Below are 23,415 nucleotides of genomic sequence, written 5' to 3'. Positions count from 1 at the left end.
CTAGTTAGGGACTTTGTCTACAAGCTGACCTATTGATTGAATCAATAGGTTTTTTTAAGTATATGAACGATTAAGAGTTTTACCTAAACAGTAGGATATTTTATATCACTAGGGCATTAATAGAGCGCGATTGAGCGGTAAGATACTCCAGTAGCAGACCTCAGAAAAAACTCTAATGTAACAGTATAATTATTAGTACCGAGAGTAGGATTCGTATCAACAATAGAAATTGGAATGGCGCCAATCTGTGTAAAAGATAAAGTTAATGTAATAGAATTTCCTTGTTGTAAAGTTTGAGTAAACAAAAGAGTTCCATTTCGGCGGATTCTTAATCTGACTCCATACTGATATGACAATAAACCTAACGGAATTATACTTTGAACTTGAACAAGTCCATTAATAAAAATAGATTGAGCATTTGATGTGGTTGGAACGGATAACATTAATACCGGTGTTTCAGTACCAACACCAAAGGGAATTGACAAATCCACTTCTGTCTGAGATGAAAATAGACTTGGTTGATTTTCAGGCTCTTTGCAACTTCCACATGATCCCAGTCGCAAGGTGACACCTCTTTAACTAGTTTATTAATTAATATATGATCAATATTTCTCATTGTATATGTAAATGTACTAATAAAAGTACTGTTAAATAGAAATTTTGGCAACATAATATGGATAAAACATATTGTCCCTCAGGCAATGAGCATCCTACGAAAAATAGCATAAAAATAGAGAAGGGAGGATCCATCAGTCATTGAAGACCTTTTGGATCCCCCTTCGTTTATCAAACAGATTTGCTATTCTACTTCTTTCAAAATACGTTCAATTGAAGCGATTTTTTCTTTTAAATCTGAAATTTCATCTGCAAGTTTTTCGTTAATTCTATTTGTTTCCTTTTGTGCTTCAATTGCTTCTGCTGCTAATTTTTGATAGACTTCTTCTTTGGTTGTTTGAATTTTTGTTTGTGCGATTTTTGCAATTGGAATGAACAAAATTGCCACAACTAATACTACAAATGCCATTCCTGCTAAACCCCAAATGACTTCTTCACTCATTATTTTTTACCTTCTTTCTTTTTTATTGATAATGTTTTAACAGCCTCTTTGATTAAGTCCTGTGTAATATGGAAATCAAAGTTTACAAGTTCATAGTATTTCATTGCTTTTCCATCATCGGAAACTTCCATTTTAGTATTTACAATGCCGGCATTTTCTAATTTTTGTAGATGCATGTAAAGTAAAGGACGACTCATTTCAGCTTCCCGAGCTAATTGACTGACATATTGTCTTCCATTAGCCAAAATAGCGATGATTCTCATACGGTGTGGATTGGAAAGGGCTTCAAATAAGGCTAGAAGCTCATCACCATTTACAGGTTCTTTAATCATGATCGAGCCATTACTCTCACATTATTCATAGCGTTAATGACAAAAAATATTACACCGAAAAGGATGAGAATCCCGCCAACCCAATTGATTAAACTACCTATTTCATATTGTCCCAGTCTAGAAAAAATTATATCTATGCATAACAGTGGTATTCCAATCATCAGAAATTGATCATGAACTTGTGTTAATTTGGTCGCACCCGCTGTTTGAAAAACGTGGTAGATCATTCCTGCCAATGCAATCATTCCCCAACCGGCTAAGTGAATATGAGTGTAGGCTGAACTTAATCGGAACAACTCGGTCAATCGGATAAAAATCACGAGACTAACTCTGATGAGAAAATAAATAACGAATTCATTAGTCAATCTAAGCCTCACTAATTTTTTACCCCCCTATGTTGACATTTTGTTTCACCTGTAATAAATATATTACAGGTGATATAAAATGTCAACACTATGAATCGCATTCCATTCAACATTTGTAAAACTTAAGAGATTCTTAAGAATTCCATTAAGATCTTTTTATGTTTTGTTTTGTATATTAAATACACCATTCGATAACAGATAAGGGGGATATTCGAATGATGAAAGAAAAAAAGATATATATTCTTTTAACGGATACAGGTACACTATTTACAAGGTTAATCAAAATATTTACAAAAAAACCTTATAATCATGCATCAATATCCTTTGATGCTGAATTATCAGAGGTATATAGCTTTGGACGGAAAAAAGTGAATAACCCTTTTGATGGGGGACTTGTTAAAGAGAATGTAGAGGAAGGTTTATTTAAAAATGCCAATTGTATCATTTATTCACTTTCAGTAACCGATGAACAATTAAAAAAGATGAAAGCATATGTAACAAAAATGGATAAACAAAAAGAAGACTTTCGTTATAATTTTATCGGGTTATTTGGTTTTATCATCAATAAACCAATAAAAAGAAAGAAAGCATTTTTTTGTTCACAATTTGTGGCGTCAGTATTAAAAAATAGTAACGTTGTTGATTTTAGAAAACCGATATCCCTTATCGCTCCGAACGATTTACAAGTAATAAACGGATTGGAACAGGTATATGAAGGTCAACTTCATGATTACATTAATAAAGATGAAAGAAATATAAGGAGTTACCCAATCTCATTGATCCCAGTTGAAATGTAAGATTAAAGGAAGAAAGGAAGGGATTACAATGAATGACATGATTAACATTTTAGTTGTTGAAGATGATAATGACATAAATCAACTTTTATGTCGAATTATTAAAATGAGCAACTATCATCCCCAACCGGCTTATTCTGGGACAGAGGCACTATTATATTTAGAAAAACAACAGTGGGATTTAGTGTTGCTAGATTTAATGTTACCGGGCATGGCAGGAGAAGAAGTACTTGAAAAAATTACAGAAAAAGGATCTACGCCGGTTATTATCATTTCAGCTAAAAATGAAAAGAGAACGAAAATTACGAGTTTGCGAAAAGGTGCTGATGACTTTATCTCAAAACCTTTTGATATTGATGAAGTATCTGCTAGGATTGATTCGCTTCTACGGAGAACTCGCTACCCGAATGAACCGAAAAAGCAAATATTAACTCATAAAGATATTCAACTTGATTTAGATTCGAAGACTGTTTTGGTCAATGGTGTCAATGTTTCTCTTACCGCTCGGGAGTTCAATATATTAAAACTATTAATGACAACACCGTATAAAGTTTTTTCTAAAGCTAATGTTTTCGAGAGTGTATGGAATGAGCCGTATCACGGAGATGATAACACGGTAAATGTACATGTAAGTAACCTTCGAAATAAGCTTACGAAGGCAAATCCAAATGAAGAGTATATTGAAACAATATGGGGAATGGGTTATCGGATGAAATCTTAAGCTTTTCTTAAGATTTATCTTAAGCCTCTCTTAATTATTATGTTCCATATTATAGTTAATGTCCGAAATGGGGGGATACACAAATGGATGAGTATATTTTACGTACAAATGGATTAACAAAAAAATATCATCATGATTATGCTTTAAAGGATGTCAATATCAATATTAAAAAGGGTGAAATTTATGGTTTAATTGGTCAAAATGGTGCTGGAAAATCAACATTATTACGGTTAATTACAGGACTAGCTTTTCCGACAAGTGGAACTATCCATATTTTTGGTGAATATCAATCTAAAAACTTATGTGAAGCCCAAAAAAGAATTGGTGCGATTATTGAACATCCAGCACTTTTTCCAAATATGTCAGCTTCTGAAAACCTAGAAGTGCATCGCTTACAAAAAGGGATTCCAGGTAAAACATGTATAAGTGAAACGTTGGAACTAGTCGGTCTTCAAGATTTAGGGAAGAAAAAAGTGAAAAACTTTTCTCTAGGAATGAAACAAAGGCTAGGGCTTGCTATTGCCTTATTAAGCGATCCAGAATTTTTAATTCTCGATGAACCAACAAATGGACTTGATCCAATGGGAATTGTTGAAATGAGGGAGTTAATTCATAAATTAAATCGGGAAAAAGGACTTACAGTTTTAATATCTAGCCATATTTTAACGGAACTATACAAAACCGCAACATGTTTCGGTATTATTCACAAAGGACGGTTGTTAGAGGAAATGACAACAAAAGAATTAGATGAAAAATGCAGACAACATTTGCGGATTAAGGTTGATCAACCACAACTGGGAGCTACGGTCTTAGAAGAACAATTACAAGCAGATGATTTTGAAGTAATGCCAGATGGGACCATAAAACTTTATAACTATCTCGATGATATTCGGACCGTTTCTCGTATTTTAACCAATCGTGGACTTATATTAGAACATCTCTCACTAAATGGTGATAGTTTAGAGAACTATTTTTCAAAACGGATTGGAGATGCAACATATGACTAATTTAATTCTAGCAGAATTATATAAATTAAAAAGGAACCGGTCATTTTGGGGTATTACTGTAATCGTAACGGGTGTCAGTTTGCTATTACATTATTTAGTAATGATTGATTGGTGGATAATGGACAATACTAATTTTATGCAAGTAGGATTAGGTAAATTAAATGCATTATCTCCATTTATAACGTTATTATTTTTCAATTTAATTGTTAGCACATTGGCTGGATTTTATATCGCCGTTGATTTTTCACCTAGTAGTGTTATAAAAAATCAAGTTATGAGTGGAAATAAACGCTCCCATATATTTTTAGCGAAGTTTCTTGTTTTTTCATTGGGTGCGGTTCTTATTACAATATTCATTCCATTAATCATAGGTCTTTTAATGGTATTATTATTAGGTCATGGTGATATCCTAAACAATGTTGGTCTTCTATACTTAGCAAGGTCATTTGGATTATTTTTACTCCCTTTTCTAAGCTATATAGCGTTAATAACGTTGTTTGCTGTCGTGACCGAAGATAGTGGTAAAACGATTATTTTTTCGATTTTATTTACTATTGTAATATTTGTTGTTGAAAAGCTACCTATGTCATCTGTTATTGAATTTTTGTATAAGTATTCTATATTTCAACAGTTTAGTGATGTATTTACTCCGATAATGACGAAGGGCCAAATGCTTACAGCTCTTATCGTTGGTACTGTTTCCTTAATTTTCATTGTTTTCTGTGGTATTTTTATATTTAATCGAAAAGAAATCAAATAAAAAAGGCGGGTGGGAGCAGTGATTTTTATTGTTATAACGTTAGTTATCATTACTTTTATTGCACTCACTCGGCTTTTTTCTTTTAAAAATGAAGTGAGAAAGATCGTGAGACAGTTACAATTGTATAACAATCGTAAAACAAATAAAAAAATTGATATTACACTCATTGATCAAGATATTGAGCATTTAGGAGTTGAAGTCAATCGTTTAATTGACTTGTATGTAATGGAAAATCGAAAAAGGGTCCTTTTTGAAAAAGAACAACGACAAGCAGTGGCAAATATGTCTCATGATTTGCGTACACCTCTTACATCCATTATTGGTTATATTCAGATCGCAAATAATGAAAATCTGTCAGAAGTCGAAAAAAAAGAATTGTTGGCTATTGCATTTGACCGTGCAAAAAGATTGGAACGTTTATTGAATGATTTTTTTGAACTGAGTGTTCTAGAGTCCACTGATTACGAGTTAAAATTACAACGAATAAACTTGACTAAATTATTGACAGAAGTATTGGTAAGTTTTTATGATCGTTTTCAGGAAAAAAGATTGGAGCCAACAATTGAAGGCTTAGAGAACAATGTCACTATTTTTGCTGATCATTCAGCTGTTACACGTGTAATTGAAAATTTACTTTCTAATACGTTAAAGCACGCTGATGGGAATATCATGATCAGGCTAGAAGAACAAAATGGTGTTGCAAGTCTAATGATTACCAATGATGCTCTTTCGTTAACGGAACAAGATGTTCAGCATATGTTTGATCGTTTTTATATGGCTGACCAATCTCGTTCTGGGAAAAGCACTGGCTTGGGTTTATCGATTGTAAAAAGTCTAATGGAAAAAATGAACGGCTCTATTTCTAGCAAATTAAATGATGGTCAGTTGTCAATCATTTGTGAGTGGAAAACGGTAAAGAAATGAATCGATTGTAAATAGGTATTTCTAAAGTATTCAACGGAATAAAGAAATTAAGAAGAGGCATTTATACATCGTTACGATGTTTTGAATGTCTCCTTTTTTTTATTTTTTTTATGTTTTGTCACATGGGTGTAACCGTCAAGTAGAATTAAACAATTTTCCACAAATAATTTTAAACAGTTTTCTACAATTAAGATTCAACAGTTTGCTAAATTAAAATAATACCTTTCTGTATTTCATACGAATGCTATCCGTTTCGTTATCGAAAGTGATAATTTCACTCCTATGTAATAAACGGTCAAGTATAGCTGTTGTTAAAGTAGGATCACCAAGAAATTTTCCCCATTCATTTGGCCCTTTATTAGAGGTTAGAATGAATGCTGCTTTATCATATAAATCATAGATAAACTGGAAAAATAGATTGGCTTCCTGAGTCTCGTAAGTCATGTACATGACATCATCAATAATAATTAAATCCGAAGCTATAATACGTTTGTAGCGTATTTTAGATTTATTGATATATTCTTTTGTTTTTAAAATATACATAAGCTGATTCATGGAGACAAAGGATACTTTGTATCCTCTCTCCACAGCGTGTATTCCTAATGCAACGGATAAATGTGTTTTTCCTGCTCCTGTTGGTCCCATCAAAATTAAAGTAAAAAATTCTTCAATCCAATTCAGTTCTTTTAATACATTTAGTTGTTTTTCACCAAGAGCTGTTTGTTCCTTCAAATCATAGGTATCAAACGTCAATATTTCTGGGAACTCTGCCCATTTCATTAATCTCTCATTATTTTTCTGCTCTCTACATCGCATCTCATAGCTTAAGATTTCATAAACCAGTTCATGATATGTCCAATTCTTTGCTTCAGCTTCACGGAGTAAATTCGGTAATTCTTTAGCCGTCTCAGCGAGGCGCAAGGTACGACATTTATCTTGTAAAATTTCATAGGGATGATGATTCATTCATTTTCACCTCCAGATAAGACTTTTAAATAAATGTCTTCGGATCGTTCTGGTGCTGATAAATCTTTATACTTCTCATTCAATTCAACGATTTTAGGTGAACTTTTTTGATATTGTACAGATAATGCATGTGCAATATCCCGAAAATCATTTGCACTGGTCATTCCAAGTTTCTTCATTTCAGATAAAGCTTCCTCACAATGATTTGGGTAAATTCTGATGGCTTGTTGTAGTACTTTGAGTTGATCCACTAAATGACGTGGATATCGTTCTTTCAATTTGTGTATTAACCATTGAATATTCTCTTTATCTATGAATGTTTCTTGAATTTGATGAATTAAAAGATCTCGTTTACTTGTGCTATGTTCCCGATGGGAGGGATCTGTAATAATCAATCCTTTTCCTTCGGATATTCGGTGCTTTGCTAACTCCATCCCAGTTTCTTTCAGTCGAATAATTAACCAACCATCCTCTTCTTGTAAATAAGCAAGATTTGGGGCATCTGCTCTATATGTTCCTTTAGGAACGCTATATCGATTTCCTTCATAACGAATAACATTGTCCTTATGGATATTTCTTGTTATACTTGGAGTTGAAACATTTGCGAAAATGTAAGTACCAGAGACTTTCTTTAAGTGTTGCTTTTCCAGGGCGTGCACTTCAGAAGGTCTCTTTTTCGTATTATGATGAACTTTATAGTTTCCTGTTCTTTTCAACCAAGCGTGGCACGATTGATTCCAATCTGAAAGATGATCGAATACTCGATTTTTGCTAAAATTATTTTTTACAAATTTCACAACCTGTTCAATTTTACCTTTTGATTCCGGATCACTCTTTCTACATAAATAAACATTAAATTTACGGGTATGATGATATTTAGTAAATTCAGCTGTAAGAATTAAATCACCTGCATTTTCACTAACTGCTAATAACGCATCTTGGTCATAGACCATTTCTTCTGGCATTCCTCCAAAGTATTCAAATGCATTTTCATGCATTCGAATCATATCGGAAGTACGAAAAGGTCGATCGAGCCATTCTACATATTTATATCTTGAATGTGATAAAACAAATGCGATAAAATACAACTTTAAAACAAATGAGCTGTTGTGTCAACAGCTCATCAGACTGTCGACAAACCCCAACTCAAATGCTTCATTTGAGTTGGGATTTGTCTTTTTTTGCTCATCATTTTCTAAGATTCTTCTCTTATTTAGGCTGGACATGGTCTTTTCCATGTCCAGTTTGCCATTTTCTTTAAGTTCATGGCAGCGAAAGTAAGCATCGCCTGCATGGACAATTTTTCCAGTCCTCGTAGAGTTGTCCATCGCATGCCATGCTTCTCTTTTCCATCGGCAAAGACCCGTTCAATCGTTTCTTTGCGCTTATCATATATATTTCTATTGATTTCTGTATGTCTTAAGTGGTCGACTTCTTCCACATAGTGCTCCCAAATGTGGCGATGAATAAATTTAGTGTGATCTTTACTTTGGGTACACTTTTCTAAAAATGGGCACGTTTTACATATTTCCGGTTTCGAAGCGTACTGTCGATATCCTTCTCTTGTTGTTGTTCGGTATTCAAGAGTTTGGTTGTTTGGGCAGATGTAACAATCATAATGCTCATCGTATACATATTCATACTTTTTAAAGAAACCGTCCTTTGTTCTAGGCCTTGTATATGGCATGACTGGACGAATCTCTTTATCCAATAGACTTTTCGCATTCGCTGGGGTTTTGTATCCGGCATCTACGGCTACTGCAGTTGGTTTGCCTACTTTTTCGATGACTTGTTCGAGTAATTGACCAAACACCTGACTATCATGAATATTCGCTCCCGTTACCTTGGTAGCTAAGACAAAGCCTTTTGCATCACAGGCGGTATGAAAAGAATAGGCAAACATCTTTTCCCGTTCATCTTTTACGTAATAGCCACTATCAGGATCGGTTGTACTGACCTTTATTTCCTTGGTTTCTTCCTTCTCTTTCGGGGGAAAGGGCTTTTTTCCATGGTTTTCACGGTCTTGGTTAATCTCTAACTCTAATTGCGCTTGATAGCTTTTTGTTTCTGCCCGGACAATTTTCTTATCGAACTTCTTTTTATTGGCGCTCGCTTTGACATGTGTTGAATCAATAAAGGCAACAGATGCATCCACTAATCCTTTATTCATCGCTTCTTTTAAAATACGATAAAAAATCTGTTCAAATAAATCAGTACCTTGAAAACGACGAACATAATTCTTGCCGAACGTTGAAAAATGAGGAATTTTCTCTGTGAAACCATATCCTAAGAACCATCGATACGCCACGTTGGTTTCAATTTCTTTGATCGTTTGACGCATGGATCGAATACCAAATAAATACTGCACAAAGACCATTTTAATGAGCACAACAGGATCAATACTAGGCCTTCCGTTATCTAGGCAATAGGTATCTTTGACAAGATCGTAAATAAAATCAAAGTCTATGGCTTGTTCAATCTTCCTTACCAAATGATTTTCTGGAACCAATTGATCAAGAGCCACCATTTCCAATTGATTTCGATTATTGTCAGTACGCTTCGATAACATCCTAAATTTCCCCCGTTAACCAAGAATTCTATCCCTATTATACAAAAAAAGCCTGTAGATTTGGCCCCTAGTTAGGGACTTTGTCTACAAGCTGAGCGCACATTTCTTAAAGGAATGTGCGCTTTTTTTCTGCAACACGCTTTGCTTAATAAATGGGAATTGACTATAATTCAGTTTAAAGTGGTTTGCATATAAAGGTTATTCTAGTTCAAAGGAGATATTTTAAGTGAAGCCGATCAATTTATTTTCGCTGCTGAATGCGAAAGAGGATTTGGATGAAACAAACTTTATCCAGTATTTGGAACAGTTTGGCATCAACCCAAGATTAAGGACGAGCGAATTTCTTGATTTGCATGCGTTTGTGGAATCATTAAGAAAAGGGCACGAAACGGTTGAAATTTACAATGGTTATTATGTCGGCTATATGATTAAGCAAATCGGGAAAGAATTTGATTTATTAAGAATCGGGAAAGATTGCGTCATCAATATCGAGTTGAAACGGGAGGGGGATATCGGGAAAGTTACGAAGCAGCTGGTTCAAAACCGGCATTATTTAAATTTTTTGGATGTGGACGTTTACAATTTTACCTACATTTCTTCGACAAACCGATTATATCAGTTGAATGAACATAATCAGGTGGATGAAATCGAAATACATACTTTAATTGAAAAATTGCAACGGCAACAGCTTCGCGTCATCGAAAATTTGGATGATTTGTTTGATCCATCGAATTACTTGGTATCCCCCTTTAATGCAACGGAAGCATTTATGGAAGATAAATATTTTTTAAGTGCCCAGCAAAGTACATATAAAAGGGAAATCATAACATCGAAGCTGGTCGATCAATCCAAAGTCTTTGCCCTCCAAGGTGGTCCCGGAACCGGAAAATCATTGCTCACCTATGACATTGCGAAAGAGTATATAAGACAATCAAAAAATGTCATTATTTTCAACTGCGGCCGATTGAATGGCGGGCATATCAAGTTGATCCAAGAATATCGGTGGCCGATCGTCCCCATCAGCAAGTTCCATGATGTCATCCATGATGAAAGCAATTTATCCAAATATGACTTGATCATTTTTGATGAGGCACAGCGGCTGTATCTTAAGAAGTTGCAGGAATTTATCCGACTCCTTGAAAAGTCGAAAACAAAATGCATTTTTTCTTATGATCCGAGCCAAGTGTTGACGGCTTTTGAAATGAAAAATAAAATACCGAAACTCATTGAAACGACATTGAAACCGGTGAAATACGAATTGACGGAAGTGGTCCGATACAATAAAGAAATCCATTCATTCATCAAAAAATTGTTTGATTTGTCATCACAGGTGCCGATGCAGCAATATTCCAATGTGAGCATCCAATATTTTTCCTCCGTCCAGGCTACGAAAAGCTACTTGAATTTTTTGCAGGAAGCCGGATGGAAAGTGATCGATTTCACTCCTTCCAGATACATAGATCCATCCAGAAACCATCCAATGGCGGTGACCACCGCGGATGTGATTGGGCAAGAGTTCGATCAAGTCGCGGCAGTGATTGATGAAACTTTTTACTATAAGCCGAATAACAGACTGGCGGCGAAAGTGGAGTGCAGGAAACCGTATTATCATCCGGCGAAAATGCTTTACCAAAACATCAGCAGAACAAGAAAGAAATTGCAGGTGGTCGTTGTCAATAACCTGGTTGTGATGGATCACATATTAAAAATCTTGAAGCATTAAATATACCATCCGATTTGGCATATACATAGAAGACAAAGAAAATGGCCGCCTCTTGGCTCGGCCATTTTCTCATTTGATGCGATTATCCTTTGCGCATCTTTTCATAAATCCTTTTCGCCTTTTCGGTATTGGAAAAATGCCATTTTGCGATGGAACGGAGGGTGTTTTCACCATGCTCCAACAAAATTTTTGCGGCCATTTCGTCCACCAGGTGGCCGGCTCCTTTTTGAAGGGGTAGTCCCACCATGGAAGACAACCGATCCATTTCCAGCAAAAATCCGTATCTTGCGATGATGGAAGCGGCGGCCACCGCTACATGAAGCTGTTCCGCTTTGGTTGAAAAAAGGACATTTTCCCGGACAATTTCTTTTTCGTTTTGGATATAGCCGTAATATGTTTCCCGTTCCGCAAATTGATCGATTAAGATATATTCGGGCTTTTCCGGGGAAATTTTTTGAAGCACATGCTTGATTGCTTGATTGTGCAACAGGGCTTTCATTTTTCCCTGGCTGAACCCGCGGCTTTGCAGCTCGTTATACTTGTCGTTGCGCAAAATCAACAGGCTATGGACACAGCTTTCGATAAGGTCCGGTGCAATTTCCCGTATTTTATCATCATTGAGTTGTTTTGAATCTTTGACGCCCAATTCTTTCACCAGTTCAATTTTTTCTTTGGGCACATAGACGCTGGCAACTGTTATCGGGCCGAAATAATCGCCCGTTCCGGTTTCATCGGATCCGATCACAGACATCCGGGAAAAGTTTTCCGGGAGCTGATCGCCTTTGATGCGGTTTGAATCTTGGACACCATTGCTTTCCGTCATGTCCCCAAACCGGCTTGCTTCCCGTTCTGCACCGGCCCCTTGAAACATCACTTTTCCGGAGTTGTAAACGGTGATCGCCGCATCGGGAAGTTTTGCGGCAAAGGCAACACCGGGGGCATTCCGCTCAATTTGGTATTTGAGATAATAAGCTTTTACTTCTTTACATTGTTCCGTTGTCAATTGCAAAACGATATTGGCCATAAAAGTATCCTTTCTCTGGAAAAATTTATATAGATTTTATCAAAATTTCTTCAATCTGATAAACCCTTACAACTCCATGTTGTATGTGACGGAATAAAGATGTTATGATTTATTTATTGATTCCGAAAAAATTTATATTTATATATAAAAGTGCTCCAATGCAAAGAATGATTCATCGAAATGCAAATCTGGGGGTGTCGAATTGGCTGAGCAAGAAAAAAATATACCGGAAAAAAATAAAATTGAAGTCAAAATCTATGGCTCTACATATAAATTGGTTGGCCCTGAATCAATCGGTCATCTGCGGTTGGTCGCTTCCATTGTGGACGATAAAATGCAAGAAATAAAATTACATAATCCATCCCTGAATACGACTCAATTGGCCGTATTAACCGCTGTCAATACGGTTCATGAATTATTAAAGTTAAAAGAAGAAGTTGAAAGATTAGAAGAAGAATTGAAAAAATTGAAGGGTTGAACTGCATGTTGGACATCATATTGCTCATTATTTTTGCGATTAGTTTGTTGATCGGAATAAAGCGCGGTTTTATCATGCAAGCCATTAACCTGGTCGGCTTTTTTGTCGCTTTAATTGTCGCTTATATTTACTATAAACCGCTGGCGGAAAAATTTGTATTATGGATTCCATATCCGGGAATCGAACCCGGTTCATCCTTGACATTGGTGCTCGATGCATTGGATGTGGATAAAACCTTTTATCGCATTATCGCTTTTGCCGTGATTTTCTTTGTTGTAAGACTTGCCATGCAAATTGTCGCTTCAATATTTGATTTTTTGGCCTTTTTGCCGGTATTAAAGTCGTTTAACCGGATCCTGGGCGCGTTGCTTTGCTTTGTGGAGTTTTATTTCATTCTGTTCATTTTATTGTATGTATTTGCTTTATTGCCGATTGATTCAGTACAAAAATACATGGGGAGCTCCATCATCGCCAATATCATGCTCGAGCATACACCAATCGTCACCCAATTGTTCCAGAAACTATGGTATAGTTATTTAGAAAATCAATAATCATCCATATGATTGTCAAAAGTATCTTCCATCTTCCACAATGGAGATACTTTTTTGCGGTTTACTAAAGAAAAAGGTGGGACACCGTTGAATAAAAAAACGATTATCCGAACGTTGGAAAAAATCGCATTGTATCTTGAATTGCAAGGGGAAAACCCTTTTAAAGTTTCCGCTTTCCGCAAAGCGGCGAATGCTTTGGAACTGGATGAAAGAAGCCTCGATGAAATTGACGACTTTACAAAAATCAAAGGGATTGGAAAAGGCACGGGGACAGTCATCGATGAACTGATCCAAACGGGGGAATCCCAAACATTAAAAGAGCTGGAACAACAAGTGCCAAAAGGGTTGATCCCGCTTTTGAAGATTCCTGGACTTGGCGGAAAGAAACTGGCCAAATTGTACCAGGAACTTGGCGTGGATAGCGCGGAATCATTAAAAGAAGCGTGTGAATTAAATAAAGTGCGCAATTTGCCGGGGTTTGGCCCGAAAACGGAAGAGAAAATCCTGAAAGAGCTTGAACAATTCGGGGAAAGGAAAGAAAGGCTTCCGATTTGGTATCTTGAAACCGTCGTGAAAGAAATCGAACAGCTTCTTTCCGCAATCGAAGAAGTTGAACGGTTCTCTGTTGCGGGAAGTTTCCGTCGTGTAAATGAAACGAGCAAAGATTTGGACTTTGTCATTGCGACGGAACAACCGGAAAAGGTGAGGGAACAGCTGTTAAACCGATTGGCCGTCAAAGAAATCGTTGGCAGCGGGGATACAAAAGTATCCGTCGTGATTGATTTGGACGAGCTTGTGAGTGTAGATTTCCGTTTAGTGGCAAAGGATGAATATATAACGACCCTTCATCATTTTACCGGTTCGAAAGATCATAATGTACGCATGCGGCAACTTGCAAAAGAACAGGGAAAGAAAATCAGCGAATATGGAGTGGAACAGCCCGATGGACAAGTGGTCACTTTCCGGTCGGAAGAAGAATTTTTTGCCCATTTTGGTCTTCCTTATATACCGCCAACTGTCCGCGAAACAGGACATGAATTGGATCGGTTAAAGGAACTGGAGGAATTGGTGACAATAGAAGATATTAAAGGGGATTTGCACATGCATACCACTTTCTCCGATGGAGCCAATTCCGTTTTTGAAATGGGTGAGGCGCTGATCCAAAAAGGGTATCAGTTTGGCGTCATTACTGACCATTCCCAATATTTGAAAGTGGCAAACGGGCTCACGCCGGAAAGACTGAAGAAACAGCGGGCTGAAATTGATGCGTTTAATGAAGCGCATCCGGGGTTTACATTGTTTGCCGGTACAGAAATGGATATTTTGCCGGATGGCACCCTGGATTATGATGACGATGTATTAAAAGAATTGGATTTTGTCATCGCCTCCATCCATACAAGTTTTTCCCAGCCGCAAGAAAAAATTATGGAACGTTTATTCAATGCCATAAAACATCCATATGTCCACATGATTGCGCATCCAACGGGAAGAATCATTGGCGAGCGGGAAGGTTATCGTCCCGATGTGCAACAATTGATTTATTGGGCGAAGGAATACGGGAAAATCCTGGAATTGAATGCCAGCCCGTACCGTCTCGATCTTTGCGTGGAGCATTTGAAACTCGCAATGGAACTTGGAGTGCCGATTGCGATCAATACCGATGCCCATGCCATTGAGCAATTGGAGTATATGGAGATCGGCACGAAATATGCCCAAAAGGCCTGGTTGAAAAAAGAGCTTGTTGTCAATACATGGAGCATCCAGGAGTTTAAAGCGTTTATTCGGAGAAATAAGTAATCAGTATGTTGACAGACAGGAGTGTTCAGAATGATTGCTGAACGAGCATTAAAAACCCTTGAATTTGATAAAGTGCGTGCCCAAGTGGCTGAATTTTGCACCTCTTCCCTTGGCAGAAGGCAAATTGAGCAATTGGTGCCGCAAACGGACTATGAAAAAGTGGCGGAGCTTTTGGAAGAAATGGATGAAGGGCTTGCTGTTTTGCGGGTGAAAGGGCATGTGCCGATGGGGGGCATTTTTGATATCCGTCCCCATTTAAAACGCGCTCAAATCGGCGCAATGCTCAGCGCGATGGAATTGATGGAAATCTCAAGCACCATACGGGCAAGCCGCATTTTGAGGAATTTTATTGAAGATATCGAAAATGATGGGGATATCCAGATCCCCCATTTCATCGAACGGAAAAATCAAATGCCGGTTTTGACCGCATTGCAGCATGAAATTGACGATTGCATCGATGAAAACGGGGCGGTGCTGGATTCTGCCAGCGCGGAGTTGAGATCCATCCGCCAGCAACTGCGCTCCGAAGAAGCCAAAGTGCGCCAAAAACTGGATAGCCTGGTGAGGGGACCGGGTGCCGCGAAAATGCTTTCCGATACCATTGTAACGATCCGAAATGACCGTTATGTCATCCCGGTGAAACAGGAATATCGAAGCCACTATGGCGGCATTGTCCATGATCAGTCTTCTTCCGGCCAGACATTGTTTATCGAGCCGGAATCCGTCGTGCAAATCAATAATGAAATACAGCGATTAAAGGTTCGGGAAAAAGCGGAAATCGAAAAAATCCTGCTCGCGCTCACGGCAAAAGTCCAAGAAGTGGTGAATGAACTGTTTGAACTTGTCAAAATATTGGGGGACATCGATGCCATTTTGGCAAAGTCAAAATACGGCACAAAAAACAAATGCGCGAAACCGGTTGTGAATAATGAAGGATATATACGTTTGATACAAGCGAGACATCCTTTGATCCCGATTGAAAAGGCAGTGCCAAATACAATTGAATTTGGACGGGATGTCACGGCCATTGTGATTACCGGACCAAACACCGGCGGGAAAACTGTCACTCTGAAAACGGTTGGACTGTGCACGCTGATGGCGCAGGCGGGATTACCGATACCGGCCGTCGATGGTTCTGAACTTTCCGTATTCCGTCAAGTGTTTGCGGATATTGGGGATGAACAATCCATTGAACAATCCCTTTCCACGTTTTCATCCCATATGGTGAACATTGTGGAAATTTTAAATCACTTTGATGAACATTCGTTAATCTTATTTGATGAATTGGGTGCAGGAACCGATCCGCAAGAAGGGGCAGCCCTTGCCATCTCCATCCTGGATGAAGTGGTGGGGCGTGGCGCCCGTGTCATGGCAACAACCCACTATCCGGAATTGAAAGCTTATGCCTACAACCGAAAAGGAGTTATGAATGCAAGTGTCGAATTTGATGTAGAGACGCTCAGCCCTACGTATCGGTTATTGATTGGCGTCCCTGGACGTTCCAACGCTTTTGAAATTTCGAAACGGCTCGGCTTAAAGGATTCCATCATTAATCAGGCCAAGTCTTTTACAGGCACCGACCGCCGCGAAGTGGAGTCGATGATCGCTTCATTGGAAGAAAGCAGACGTCGCGCGGAACAGGAAGCAGAGGAAGCGCATGAAATATTGGAAGAAGCGGAAGTATTGCATAAAGAGTTGGAAGAAAAGCTGAATGAATGGAATGAAAAGAAAGAAAGCCTGGAAGAAAAAGCGAAAGCGGAAGCGCGGAAAATCATAGAGGATGCCAAAAAAGAAGCGGAGAAAGTCATCAAAGAATTGCGGGAAATGCAGCAAAATGCGAGCCATGCCATCAAAGAGCATGAGCTCATCGAAGCGAAAAAACGGTTGGAAGAGGCTCTGCCGGAAGAGAATCCAATATTGAAAAAACAGGCAAGAATCCGTGAACGGGCTCAGAACTTGCAGCCCGGCGATGAAGTGAAAGTGTTGAGTTTCGGCCAAAAAGGGACGCTGCTCGAAAAGGCATCCGATCATGAGTGGGTGGTGCAGATCGGCATGTTAAAAATGAAAATCGACGAATCGGATTTGGAATATGTGAAGCCGGAGAAAGAAAAACAAATGGTGACGCTGACGACAGTGAAAAATCGGAGCAATCATGTTAAATTGGAATTGGACTTGCGCGGTGAGCGGTTGGAAGATGCCATCTTGAAAACGGAAAAATATCTCGATGATGCCCTTCTCTCCAACTACAGCCGTGTCACAATCATTCATGGAAAAGGGACAGGGGCTCTGCGCCAAGGGATACACGAATATTTGAAAAAACATAAACGGGTGCGTTCATTCCGATATGGAGAAGCTGGCGAAGGTGGCTTGGGAGTCACAATCGTTGAATTAAAATAAGGGGGATGGTGAATGTGGGTTCAAATTTTTGGCGGCATCCTTTAATTGAAACGGCCGGTTATTTCAGTGTTGTCGTATTATGTTTGGTGGTCGCTATGGTGTTGTTTGAAGTAGTGACGAAATATAAAAACTGGGAAGAAATCAAGAAGGGAAATATTGCAGTCGCCCTTGCAACCGGAGGAAAAATTCTGGGGGTATGCAATATTTTCCGATATTCGATTGAGAGACATAACACATTTTTTGAAATGATCGGTTGGGGGTTATATGGGTTTGTTCTGTTGATCATCGCCTATTTTCTATTTGAATTTTTGACCCCCCAATTCAATGTGGACAAGGAAATTGAAGAAGATAACCGGTCTGTCGGATTGATTTCGTTCACCATTTCGCTTGGTCTTTCCTTTGTCATCGGCGCCAGCATCATTTAGGGAGGTTCCAATGGAAAAACTAGCAAAAATACTCATTGCCGTAGCCGTCATTTTTGTCATCATAGGAATTTATTATTTAATTTCTTTATAATGATTGTTATTAAATTTCTAATTCTGGTAGAAACGCTGTTCTGCGTTTCTACTATTTTTTTGCTGTTTTTATGCATGCATTTATTATATAAGAATAATAAAACGGTTTATTTTTCGACAATATTCAACATAGAAAATGTTATTAAAATTATTGAATAAAAAAGAAAATAGTAGAATAAATGAGAAAAAGTTTATAATTTCAAAAAAATAGTTTGAAAGAAGAATCTTTTTCCATTATAATAAGTATAACAATTGTAAGAAAATTTTCACTTTTCCACGAAGGGGGATGTGTCGATGTCTGACAAAGTGTGGCTTAAACATTATCCTGCTGATATACCACATACATTGGAGTATGAAGAAATTCCCGTTCAAACATTTCTGACGCGGGCCTACGAAAAAAATCCAAAAAAAGTTGCAATCCATTTTATGGGAAGGGAATTGGATTATCAGGAACTGTATGAATCGGCACTAAAATTCGCCAACTACCTGCGTTCGATAGGGGTTGAAAAGGGAGACCGGGTGGCAATTATGTTGCCGAACTGTCCGCAAGCGGTGATTGGCTATTATGGCGTCTTATATGCAGGGGGAATTGTTGTTCAAACGAATCCGCTTTATACGGAAAGGGAATTGGAATATCAGATGCAGGATTCGGAAGCGAAAGTGATTTTGGCATTGGATATTTTATATCCGAGAATCATGAAAGTGAAAAATCAGACCAAAATTGAAAACGTTATCACTACCGGTATCAAGGATTACCTACCTTTTCCGAAAAATCTTGTCTATCCGTTCATTCAAAAGAAACAATATGGGTTCAGCGTCAAAGTGGAGCATCAAGGACATACGCACTTATTTACTGAAATCATGCGAATTGAAGAACCGGCTCCGATCGATGTGCCTTTCGATTTTGAGGAGGATTTGGCGCTTCTTCAATATACCGGTGGAACGACCGGTGTGCCAAAAGGGGTTATGTTGACCCATAAAAACTTGATTGCCAATGCAATGATGTGTGACGCATGGCTATACAAATGTGAAGAAGGGAAAGAAACGGTACTGGGATTGCTTCCGTTTTTCCATGTTTATGGTATGACGACGGTGCTGATTTTGACCATCATGAAAGGAAACAAGATGGTCCTGCTTCCGAAATTTGATGTCGAGCAAGTATTAAAAACCATTGATAAGCAAAAACCTACCCTATTCCCGGGAGCTCCGACGATGTATATCGGGCTGTTAAACCATCCGGATCTGAAAAAATACGACTTATCTTCCATTAACGCATGTATCAGCGGTTCTGCTCCTCTACCTGTGGAAGTGCAGGAAAAGTTTGAAGAAGTGACGGGCGGAAAACTTGTCGAAGGATACGGTTTGACAGAAACATCACCGGTGACCCATGCAAACTTTATTTGGGATAAACGGGTGGTTGGATCCATCGGCGTACCTTGGCCGGACACGGATGCGGTGATCATGAACCCGGAAGAAAACAAAATTTTGCCGCCGGGGGAAATAGGGGAAATCGCAATTCGGGGTCCGCAAGTCATGAAAGGCTATTGGAAACGTCCGGAAGAAACCGCAAAGTCTTTCGCAGACGGTTGGTTCTTGACGGGGGATTTGGGCTATATGGATGAAGAAGGTTTCTTCTATGTAGTGGACCGCAAAAAAGACATCATTATTGCGGGCGGATATAACATTTATCCACGGGAAGTGGAAGAAGTATTATATGAACATGAAGCTGTTCAGGAATGTGTTGTTGTAGGGGTGCCGGATCCGTACAGGGGAGAAACGGTGAAAGCATATATTGTATTAAAAGAAGGAAAAACGGTGTCGAAAGATGAATTAAATAAACATTGCCGTCAAAACTTAGCCGCCTATAAAGTGCCGCGCATTTATGAATTCAGGGATTCCCTGCCGAAAACTGCGGTGGGCAAGATTTTAAGACGGACATTGGTTGAAGAGGAGAAGAAAAAACAACAGGCAAAAGAGCTTCAGGCAAATTAATTTTTATTGACAGAAAGTTCATGAAATTATAATATGAAAATATGAATGAATAATCATTCATATTTTCATATTTTTTTGGTGGTGAACTTCATGAACCGAGATAAACCGAAATATATGCAAATCATTGATGCTGCGGTTATTGCAATTGCCGAAAATGGTTACCATCAAACGCAAATTTCGAAAATTGCGAAACAAGCTGGTGTCGCAGACGGGACTATTTACCTGTATTTCAAAAATAAAGAGGATATTTTGATTTCTCTGTTTAAAGAGAAAATGAGCGTTTTTATTGATAATTTGAAAGACATCATAAAAACGGAATCCAGCGCTACTGAAAAACTGTCAAAAATGATAGATAACCATTTCAACGTCCTAGCCAATGATCATCATCTTGCCACAGTCACCCAATTGGAATTGCGCCAGTCGAATAAGGAACTAAGATTAAAAATTAATGCCATTTTAAAAGAATATTTGAACCTTCTCGATAATATATTGATAGAAGGCATGATGAATGGCGAGTTCAATTCGGCGATGGATGTGAGAGTGGCAAGGCAAATGGTATTCGGTACCATTGATGAAACCATCACATCCTGGGTGATGAATGAATTTAGATACAACCTCTTGGATAATGCATCAAAAGTTAAGCATTTGTTGTTGAATGGAATAAAAAATAAATAAAGGAGTGTCACCATGGAATTTCTAAGCTGGAAAGCAGAAGACGGAGTAGCGATTGTAACGATTAATCGCCCACCCGCAAATGCGCTTGCACAACAATTGATTCGTGAATTGGACGAATTGTTGAATGAAATTGAGCAAAATGACGATGTACGCGCCGTTTTGCTTCATGGCGAAGGGCGTTTCTTCTCGGCGGGAGCTGATATTAAAGAATTTACAGAGTTATCTTCCCCTGACCAGGCAGTAAAACTTGCCGAAAATGGACAAGGGGTGTTCAATCGCCTAGAATCTTTCCCGAAACCGGTGATTGCGGCAATTCATGGGGCTGCTTTAGGCGGCGGACTGGAACTTGCGATGAGCTGCCATATCCGCTATGTTGCCGAAGATGCGAAGTTGGGTCTTCCTGAACTGAACCTTGGCATTATTCCTGGATTTGGCGGAACTCAAAGACTGCCGCGTTATGTTGGAGCTGCAAAAGCGGCGGAAATGATTTTTACCGGAGAGCCGATTTCAGGAGTGGAAGCTGTACAATGGGGACTTGCCAACAAAGCGGTACCGCAGGAAGAGCTGTTGCCGAAAGCTTTGGAATTGGCGAAAAAGATTGCCAAAAAGAGCCCGGTATCATTGAAATCCGCCATTCATGCATTGCAGTTCAATAGAGCCTCTTTTGATGACGGCCTCAAAGCGGAGGCGGAACAATTCGGGGTTGTCTTCCAATCAGAAGACGCAAAAGAAGGCATTCAAGCATTCATTGAAAAACGCCAACCAACATTCAGTGGAAAATAATCGACTTATTAGGAGGTTTTATACATGAATATTTTCGTATTAATGAAACGCACTTTCGATACAGAAGAAAAAATCGTAATTCAGGATGGAAAAATCCAGGAAGATGGTGCTGAATTCATTATCAACCCATATGATGAATATGCCATTGAAGAAGCGATTCAAGTGAGAGATCAGCACGGCGGAAAAGTGACTGTGATTTCCATCGGCAATGAGGAAGCGGAAAAACAACTGCGTACAGCCCTTGCGATGGGAGCGGATGAAGCGGTTTTAATCAACACGGAGGATGATGTGGAAGAGCTGGACCATAGCGGTGCGGCTTATATTCTCGCAGAATATTTAAAAGATAAAGAGCCTGACTTGATTTTGGCCGGAAATGTGGCAATTGATGGCGGTTCCGGTCAAACAGGTCCGAGAGTTGCGGATTTGCTTGGCATCAATTACGTGACAACGATTACAAAATTGGAAATTGACGGAGAAAACGTGAAAATCGTCCGTGACGTTGAAGGGGATTCCGAAATCATTGAAACGAGCCTTCCTCTATTAGTGACGGCACAACAAGGGTTGAATGAACCAAGATATCCTTCTTTGCCTGGTATCATGAAAGCGAAGAAAAAACCGCTTGAAGAGTTGGAATTGGACGATTTGGACATTGATGAAGATGATGTGGAAACAAAAATCGAGACAGTGGAAGTATTCTTGCCTCCGCAAAAATCCGCCGGCCGCATTTTGCAGGGCGAACTAAAAGACCAAGTGAAAGAATTAGTAAACTTACTTCATTCAGAAGCAAAAGTGATTTAACAACTATTAAATGATCCGAAGAAATGAAGCGTCATAGAATAAATCGATTCGTACAGTAATGGAGGGAGTACAATGTCAAAGAAAATATTAGTATTAGGTGAAGTTCGTGACGGGGCACTGCGCAACGTTTCTTTTGAAGCAATCGCAGCAGCGAAACAAATTGCGGATGGCGGCGAAGTGGTTGGCGCCCTATTAGGCCACCAGGTGACAGATCTTGCAAATGAATTGATCGCATACGGTGCTGACCGGGTAATCGTTGTAGAGCATCCTCATTTGAAAACATACACTTCAGACGGTTTCAGCCAAGGATTGCTTGCCATTATTGAACAAGAAAAACCGGAAGGAATCGTCATCGGACACACGGCTTTAGGAAAAGACTTGGCGCCAAAAGTGGCTTCCCGCCTTCAATCAGCATTAATTTCCGATGTGACTGTAATTGAAGGGGCCGGCGATGATGCGTTGTTCGTCCGTCCGATTTACTCCGGAAAAGCCTTTGAAAAAGTAAAAATCAAAGAAGGACTTGTATTCGTCACAGTTCGTCCTAACAATATCGCGCCACTCGAAAAAGATGCGGGCCGCACAGGAAATGTTGAGTCCCTTTCTGTTGATATCAAAAACTTGCGCACAATCGTAAAAGAAGTTGTCCGCAATGCAACAACAGGAGTGGATTTGACTGAGGCGAAAGTCATCGTTTCAGGCGGCCGCGGTGTAAAATCTGCGGAAGGATTCAAACCATTGAAAGAACTTGCGGACTTGTTGGGCGGTGCTGTCGGAGCTTCCCGCGGTGCTTGTGACGCAGGATATTGCGATTACGCGATGCAAATTGGACAAACAGGTAAAGTGGTGACACCGGATTTATATATTGCTTGCGGTATTTCCGGCGCAATCCAGCACTTGGCTGGTATGTCCAACTCCAAAGTCATTGTTGCCATCAACAAAGATCCGGAAGCTAATATCTTCAAAGTGGCAGATTACGGAATTGTCGGAGACTTGTTTGAAGTGGTTCCTTTATTAATTGAAGAAGTGAAAGCATTGAAAGTGAATTCATAATCCCGGGAAACGGTAAGTTCCTGTATCGCCACATCTCAATTGTTTGAGATGTGGTTGTTTTTTGTTGTATGATAAAAATCATCAATGGACAACTTTGTTATGAAATTAAGAAAATTTGCATTTGCAACTAAGAGTTT

General features: G+C 38.8%; 23 protein-coding genes. 16 read left to right on the top strand and 7 right to left on the bottom strand.

The features are described 5' to 3' along the window. Positions 1-116: 116 nt before the first annotated feature. From NST13_RS05845 to NST13_RS05835, 3 genes are all read right to left on the bottom strand, one after another. Positions 117-563 (bottom strand): hypothetical protein, encoded by a 447-nt coding sequence (locus NST13_RS05845; RefSeq protein WP_342581633.1) that lies wholly within the window; start codon positions 561-563, stop codon positions 117-119. Between the two features lie 236 nt (positions 564-799). Further along, complete coding sequence (locus NST13_RS05840) at positions 800-1,057, bottom strand: hypothetical protein (RefSeq protein WP_342581632.1); 258 nt, start codon at positions 1,055-1,057, stop codon at positions 800-802. Beyond that, positions 1,057-1,389: a winged helix-turn-helix domain-containing protein gene (locus NST13_RS05835; RefSeq protein ID WP_173662337.1), complete on the bottom strand. Its 333-nt coding sequence runs from the start codon at positions 1,387-1,389 to the stop codon at positions 1,057-1,059. Before NST13_RS05835 ends, NST13_RS05840 begins: the two co-directional genes overlap by 1 nt. 580 nt (positions 1,390-1,969) lie before the next feature. Between NST13_RS05835 and NST13_RS05830 the strand changes: the two genes are divergently transcribed. The 5 genes from NST13_RS05830 to NST13_RS05810 all read left to right on the top strand — a co-directional run bounded on the left by NST13_RS05830 (position 1,970) and on the right by NST13_RS05810 (position 5,960). Continuing rightward, the gene (locus tag NST13_RS05830; RefSeq protein ID WP_342581631.1) at positions 1,970-2,551 is read left to right on the top strand and encodes a hypothetical protein; all 582 of its coding nucleotides are present in this window, start codon (positions 1,970-1,972) and stop codon (positions 2,549-2,551) included. 28 nt (positions 2,552-2,579) lie between these two features. Further along, entirely contained in the window at positions 2,580-3,269 is a 690-nt protein-coding gene (locus tag NST13_RS05825) for a response regulator transcription factor (RefSeq protein ID WP_173662335.1), read from the top strand. A gap of 83 nt (positions 3,270-3,352) precedes the next feature. After that, positions 3,353-4,276, top strand: a complete 924-nt coding sequence (locus tag NST13_RS05820; protein WP_173662334.1) for an ABC transporter ATP-binding protein — start codon at positions 3,353-3,355, stop codon at positions 4,274-4,276. Continuing rightward, positions 4,269-5,036 (top strand): ABC transporter permease, encoded by a 768-nt coding sequence (locus tag NST13_RS05815; protein WP_342581630.1) that lies wholly within the window; start codon positions 4,269-4,271, stop codon positions 5,034-5,036. Before NST13_RS05820 ends, NST13_RS05815 begins: the two co-directional genes overlap by 8 nt. A 9-nt stretch (positions 5,037-5,045) precedes the next feature. Further along, positions 5,046-5,960, top strand: a complete 915-nt coding sequence (locus tag NST13_RS05810; RefSeq protein WP_342581629.1) for a HAMP domain-containing sensor histidine kinase — start codon at positions 5,046-5,048, stop codon at positions 5,958-5,960. 210 nt (positions 5,961-6,170) lie between these two features. Here NST13_RS05810 and istB read toward each other — a convergent pair whose 3' ends face one another. The 3 genes from istB to NST13_RS05795 all read right to left on the bottom strand — a co-directional run bounded on the left by istB (position 6,171) and on the right by NST13_RS05795 (position 9,495). Next, positions 6,171-6,926, bottom strand: a complete 756-nt coding sequence (istB, locus tag NST13_RS05805; protein WP_016839664.1) for an IS21-like element helper ATPase IstB — start codon at positions 6,924-6,926, stop codon at positions 6,171-6,173. After that, positions 6,923-7,891 carry a hypothetical protein gene (locus tag NST13_RS05800; RefSeq protein WP_342581628.1) on the bottom strand — a complete coding sequence of 323 codons (969 nt, stop codon included), beginning with the start codon at positions 7,889-7,891 and terminating at the stop codon, positions 6,923-6,925. Before NST13_RS05800 ends, istB begins: the two co-directional genes overlap by 4 nt. A gap of 248 nt (positions 7,892-8,139) precedes the next feature. Continuing rightward, the gene (locus NST13_RS05795) at positions 8,140-9,495 is read right to left on the bottom strand and encodes an IS1182 family transposase (protein WP_342580775.1); all 1,356 of its coding nucleotides are present in this window, start codon (positions 9,493-9,495) and stop codon (positions 8,140-8,142) included. A 226-nt stretch (positions 9,496-9,721) separates the two neighbouring features. On the opposite strand from NST13_RS05795, the gene NST13_RS05790 reads away from it, so the two are divergent. Next, positions 9,722-11,218 (top strand): DNA/RNA helicase domain-containing protein, encoded by a 1,497-nt coding sequence (locus NST13_RS05790; protein ID WP_342581627.1) that lies wholly within the window; start codon positions 9,722-9,724, stop codon positions 11,216-11,218. Between the two features lie 82 nt (positions 11,219-11,300). On the opposite strand, the gene rnhC is transcribed toward NST13_RS05790, so the two are convergent. After that, the gene (gene rnhC / locus NST13_RS05785; RefSeq protein ID WP_342581626.1) at positions 11,301-12,242 is read right to left on the bottom strand and encodes a ribonuclease HIII; all 942 of its coding nucleotides are present in this window, start codon (positions 12,240-12,242) and stop codon (positions 11,301-11,303) included. A 202-nt stretch (positions 12,243-12,444) separates the two neighbouring features. Here rnhC and zapA point away from each other — a divergent pair, with 202 nt between their 5' ends. The 10 genes from zapA to NST13_RS05735 all read left to right on the top strand — a co-directional run bounded on the left by zapA (position 12,445) and on the right by NST13_RS05735 (position 23,278). Beyond that, complete coding sequence (zapA, locus tag NST13_RS05780) at positions 12,445-12,720, top strand: cell division protein ZapA (RefSeq protein ID WP_342468991.1); 276 nt, start codon at positions 12,445-12,447, stop codon at positions 12,718-12,720. A 5-nt stretch (positions 12,721-12,725) separates the two neighbouring features. After that, positions 12,726-13,271: a CvpA family protein gene (locus NST13_RS05775; protein WP_342468992.1), complete on the top strand. Its 546-nt coding sequence runs from the start codon at positions 12,726-12,728 to the stop codon at positions 13,269-13,271. 87 nt (positions 13,272-13,358) lie between these two features. Then, positions 13,359-15,068 carry a DNA polymerase/3'-5' exonuclease PolX gene (gene polX, locus NST13_RS05770; RefSeq protein ID WP_342468993.1) on the top strand — a complete coding sequence of 570 codons (1,710 nt, stop codon included), beginning with the start codon at positions 13,359-13,361 and terminating at the stop codon, positions 15,066-15,068. 30 nt (positions 15,069-15,098) lie between these two features. Further along, positions 15,099-17,465: an endonuclease MutS2 gene (locus NST13_RS05765; RefSeq protein ID WP_342581625.1), complete on the top strand. Its 2,367-nt coding sequence runs from the start codon at positions 15,099-15,101 to the stop codon at positions 17,463-17,465. Between the two features lie 5 nt (positions 17,466-17,470). Next, positions 17,471-17,890 carry a DUF350 domain-containing protein gene (locus NST13_RS05760; protein ID WP_342468995.1) on the top strand — a complete coding sequence of 140 codons (420 nt, stop codon included), beginning with the start codon at positions 17,471-17,473 and terminating at the stop codon, positions 17,888-17,890. A 384-nt stretch (positions 17,891-18,274) separates the two neighbouring features. Further along, a complete protein-coding gene (locus tag NST13_RS05755; RefSeq protein WP_342581624.1) occupies positions 18,275-19,972 on the top strand; it encodes a long-chain-fatty-acid--CoA ligase in 1,698 nt (565 codons plus the stop codon). Between the two features lie 90 nt (positions 19,973-20,062). Then, positions 20,063-20,647, top strand: coding sequence for a TetR/AcrR family transcriptional regulator (locus tag NST13_RS05750; protein WP_342581623.1), 585 nt, complete (start codon positions 20,063-20,065; stop codon positions 20,645-20,647). 12 nt (positions 20,648-20,659) lie between these two features. Continuing rightward, positions 20,660-21,430 (top strand): enoyl-CoA hydratase, encoded by a 771-nt coding sequence (locus NST13_RS05745; protein WP_342468998.1) that lies wholly within the window; start codon positions 20,660-20,662, stop codon positions 21,428-21,430. Positions 21,431-21,454: 24 nt separating this feature from the next. Then, positions 21,455-22,228: an electron transfer flavoprotein subunit beta/FixA family protein gene (locus tag NST13_RS05740; protein WP_342468999.1), complete on the top strand. Its 774-nt coding sequence runs from the start codon at positions 21,455-21,457 to the stop codon at positions 22,226-22,228. Between the two features lie 72 nt (positions 22,229-22,300). Further along, positions 22,301-23,278: an electron transfer flavoprotein subunit alpha/FixB family protein gene (locus tag NST13_RS05735; RefSeq protein WP_342469000.1), complete on the top strand. Its 978-nt coding sequence runs from the start codon at positions 22,301-22,303 to the stop codon at positions 23,276-23,278. The last annotated feature ends 137 nt before the right edge of the window (positions 23,279-23,415 follow it).

Origin of the sequence: Ureibacillus sp. FSL W7-1570, assembly GCF_038593265.1 — a bacterium.
GTDB lineage: Bacteria > Bacillota > Bacilli > Bacillales_A > Planococcaceae > Ureibacillus > Ureibacillus suwonensis.
Note: the sequence above shows the minus strand (reverse complement) of the source record. Positions and strands in the feature narration are given on the sequence as shown.

Excerpts from the sequence above, each read along its gene's own strand:
- NST13_RS05840 (WP_342581632.1), bottom strand. The coding sequence starts at position 1,057 with ATGAGTGAAGAAGTCATTTGGGGTTTAGCAGGAATGGCATTTGTAGTA.
- NST13_RS05835 (WP_173662337.1), bottom strand. The coding sequence starts at position 1,389 with ATGATTAAAGAACCTGTAAATGGTGATGAGCTTCTAGCCTTATTTGAA.
- NST13_RS05830 (WP_342581631.1), top strand. The coding sequence starts at position 1,970 with ATGATGAAAGAAAAAAAGATATATATTCTTTTAACGGATACAGGTACA.
- NST13_RS05825 (WP_173662335.1), top strand. The coding sequence starts at position 2,580 with ATGAATGACATGATTAACATTTTAGTTGTTGAAGATGATAATGACATA.
- NST13_RS05820 (WP_173662334.1), top strand. The coding sequence starts at position 3,353 with ATGGATGAGTATATTTTACGTACAAATGGATTAACAAAAAAATATCAT.
- NST13_RS05815 (WP_342581630.1), top strand. The coding sequence starts at position 4,269 with ATGACTAATTTAATTCTAGCAGAATTATATAAATTAAAAAGGAACCGG.
- istB (WP_016839664.1), bottom strand. The coding sequence starts at position 6,926 with ATGAATCATCATCCCTATGAAATTTTACAAGATAAATGTCGTACCTTG.
- NST13_RS05800 (WP_342581628.1), bottom strand. The coding sequence starts at position 7,891 with ATGCCAGAAGAAATGGTCTATGACCAAGATGCGTTATTAGCAGTTAGT.
- NST13_RS05795 (WP_342580775.1), bottom strand. The coding sequence starts at position 9,495 with ATGTTATCGAAGCGTACTGACAATAATCGAAATCAATTGGAAATGGTG.
- rnhC (WP_342581626.1), bottom strand. The coding sequence starts at position 12,242 with ATGGCCAATATCGTTTTGCAATTGACAACGGAACAATGTAAAGAAGTA.
- NST13_RS05775 (WP_342468992.1), top strand. The coding sequence starts at position 12,726 with ATGTTGGACATCATATTGCTCATTATTTTTGCGATTAGTTTGTTGATC.
- NST13_RS05765 (WP_342581625.1), top strand. The coding sequence starts at position 15,099 with ATGATTGCTGAACGAGCATTAAAAACCCTTGAATTTGATAAAGTGCGT.
- NST13_RS05760 (WP_342468995.1), top strand. The coding sequence starts at position 17,471 with ATGGTGAATGTGGGTTCAAATTTTTGGCGGCATCCTTTAATTGAAACG.
- NST13_RS05755 (WP_342581624.1), top strand. The coding sequence starts at position 18,275 with ATGTCTGACAAAGTGTGGCTTAAACATTATCCTGCTGATATACCACAT.
- NST13_RS05750 (WP_342581623.1), top strand. The coding sequence starts at position 20,063 with ATGAACCGAGATAAACCGAAATATATGCAAATCATTGATGCTGCGGTT.
- NST13_RS05745 (WP_342468998.1), top strand. The coding sequence starts at position 20,660 with ATGGAATTTCTAAGCTGGAAAGCAGAAGACGGAGTAGCGATTGTAACG.
- NST13_RS05740 (WP_342468999.1), top strand. The coding sequence starts at position 21,455 with ATGAATATTTTCGTATTAATGAAACGCACTTTCGATACAGAAGAAAAA.
- NST13_RS05735 (WP_342469000.1), top strand. The coding sequence starts at position 22,301 with ATGTCAAAGAAAATATTAGTATTAGGTGAAGTTCGTGACGGGGCACTG.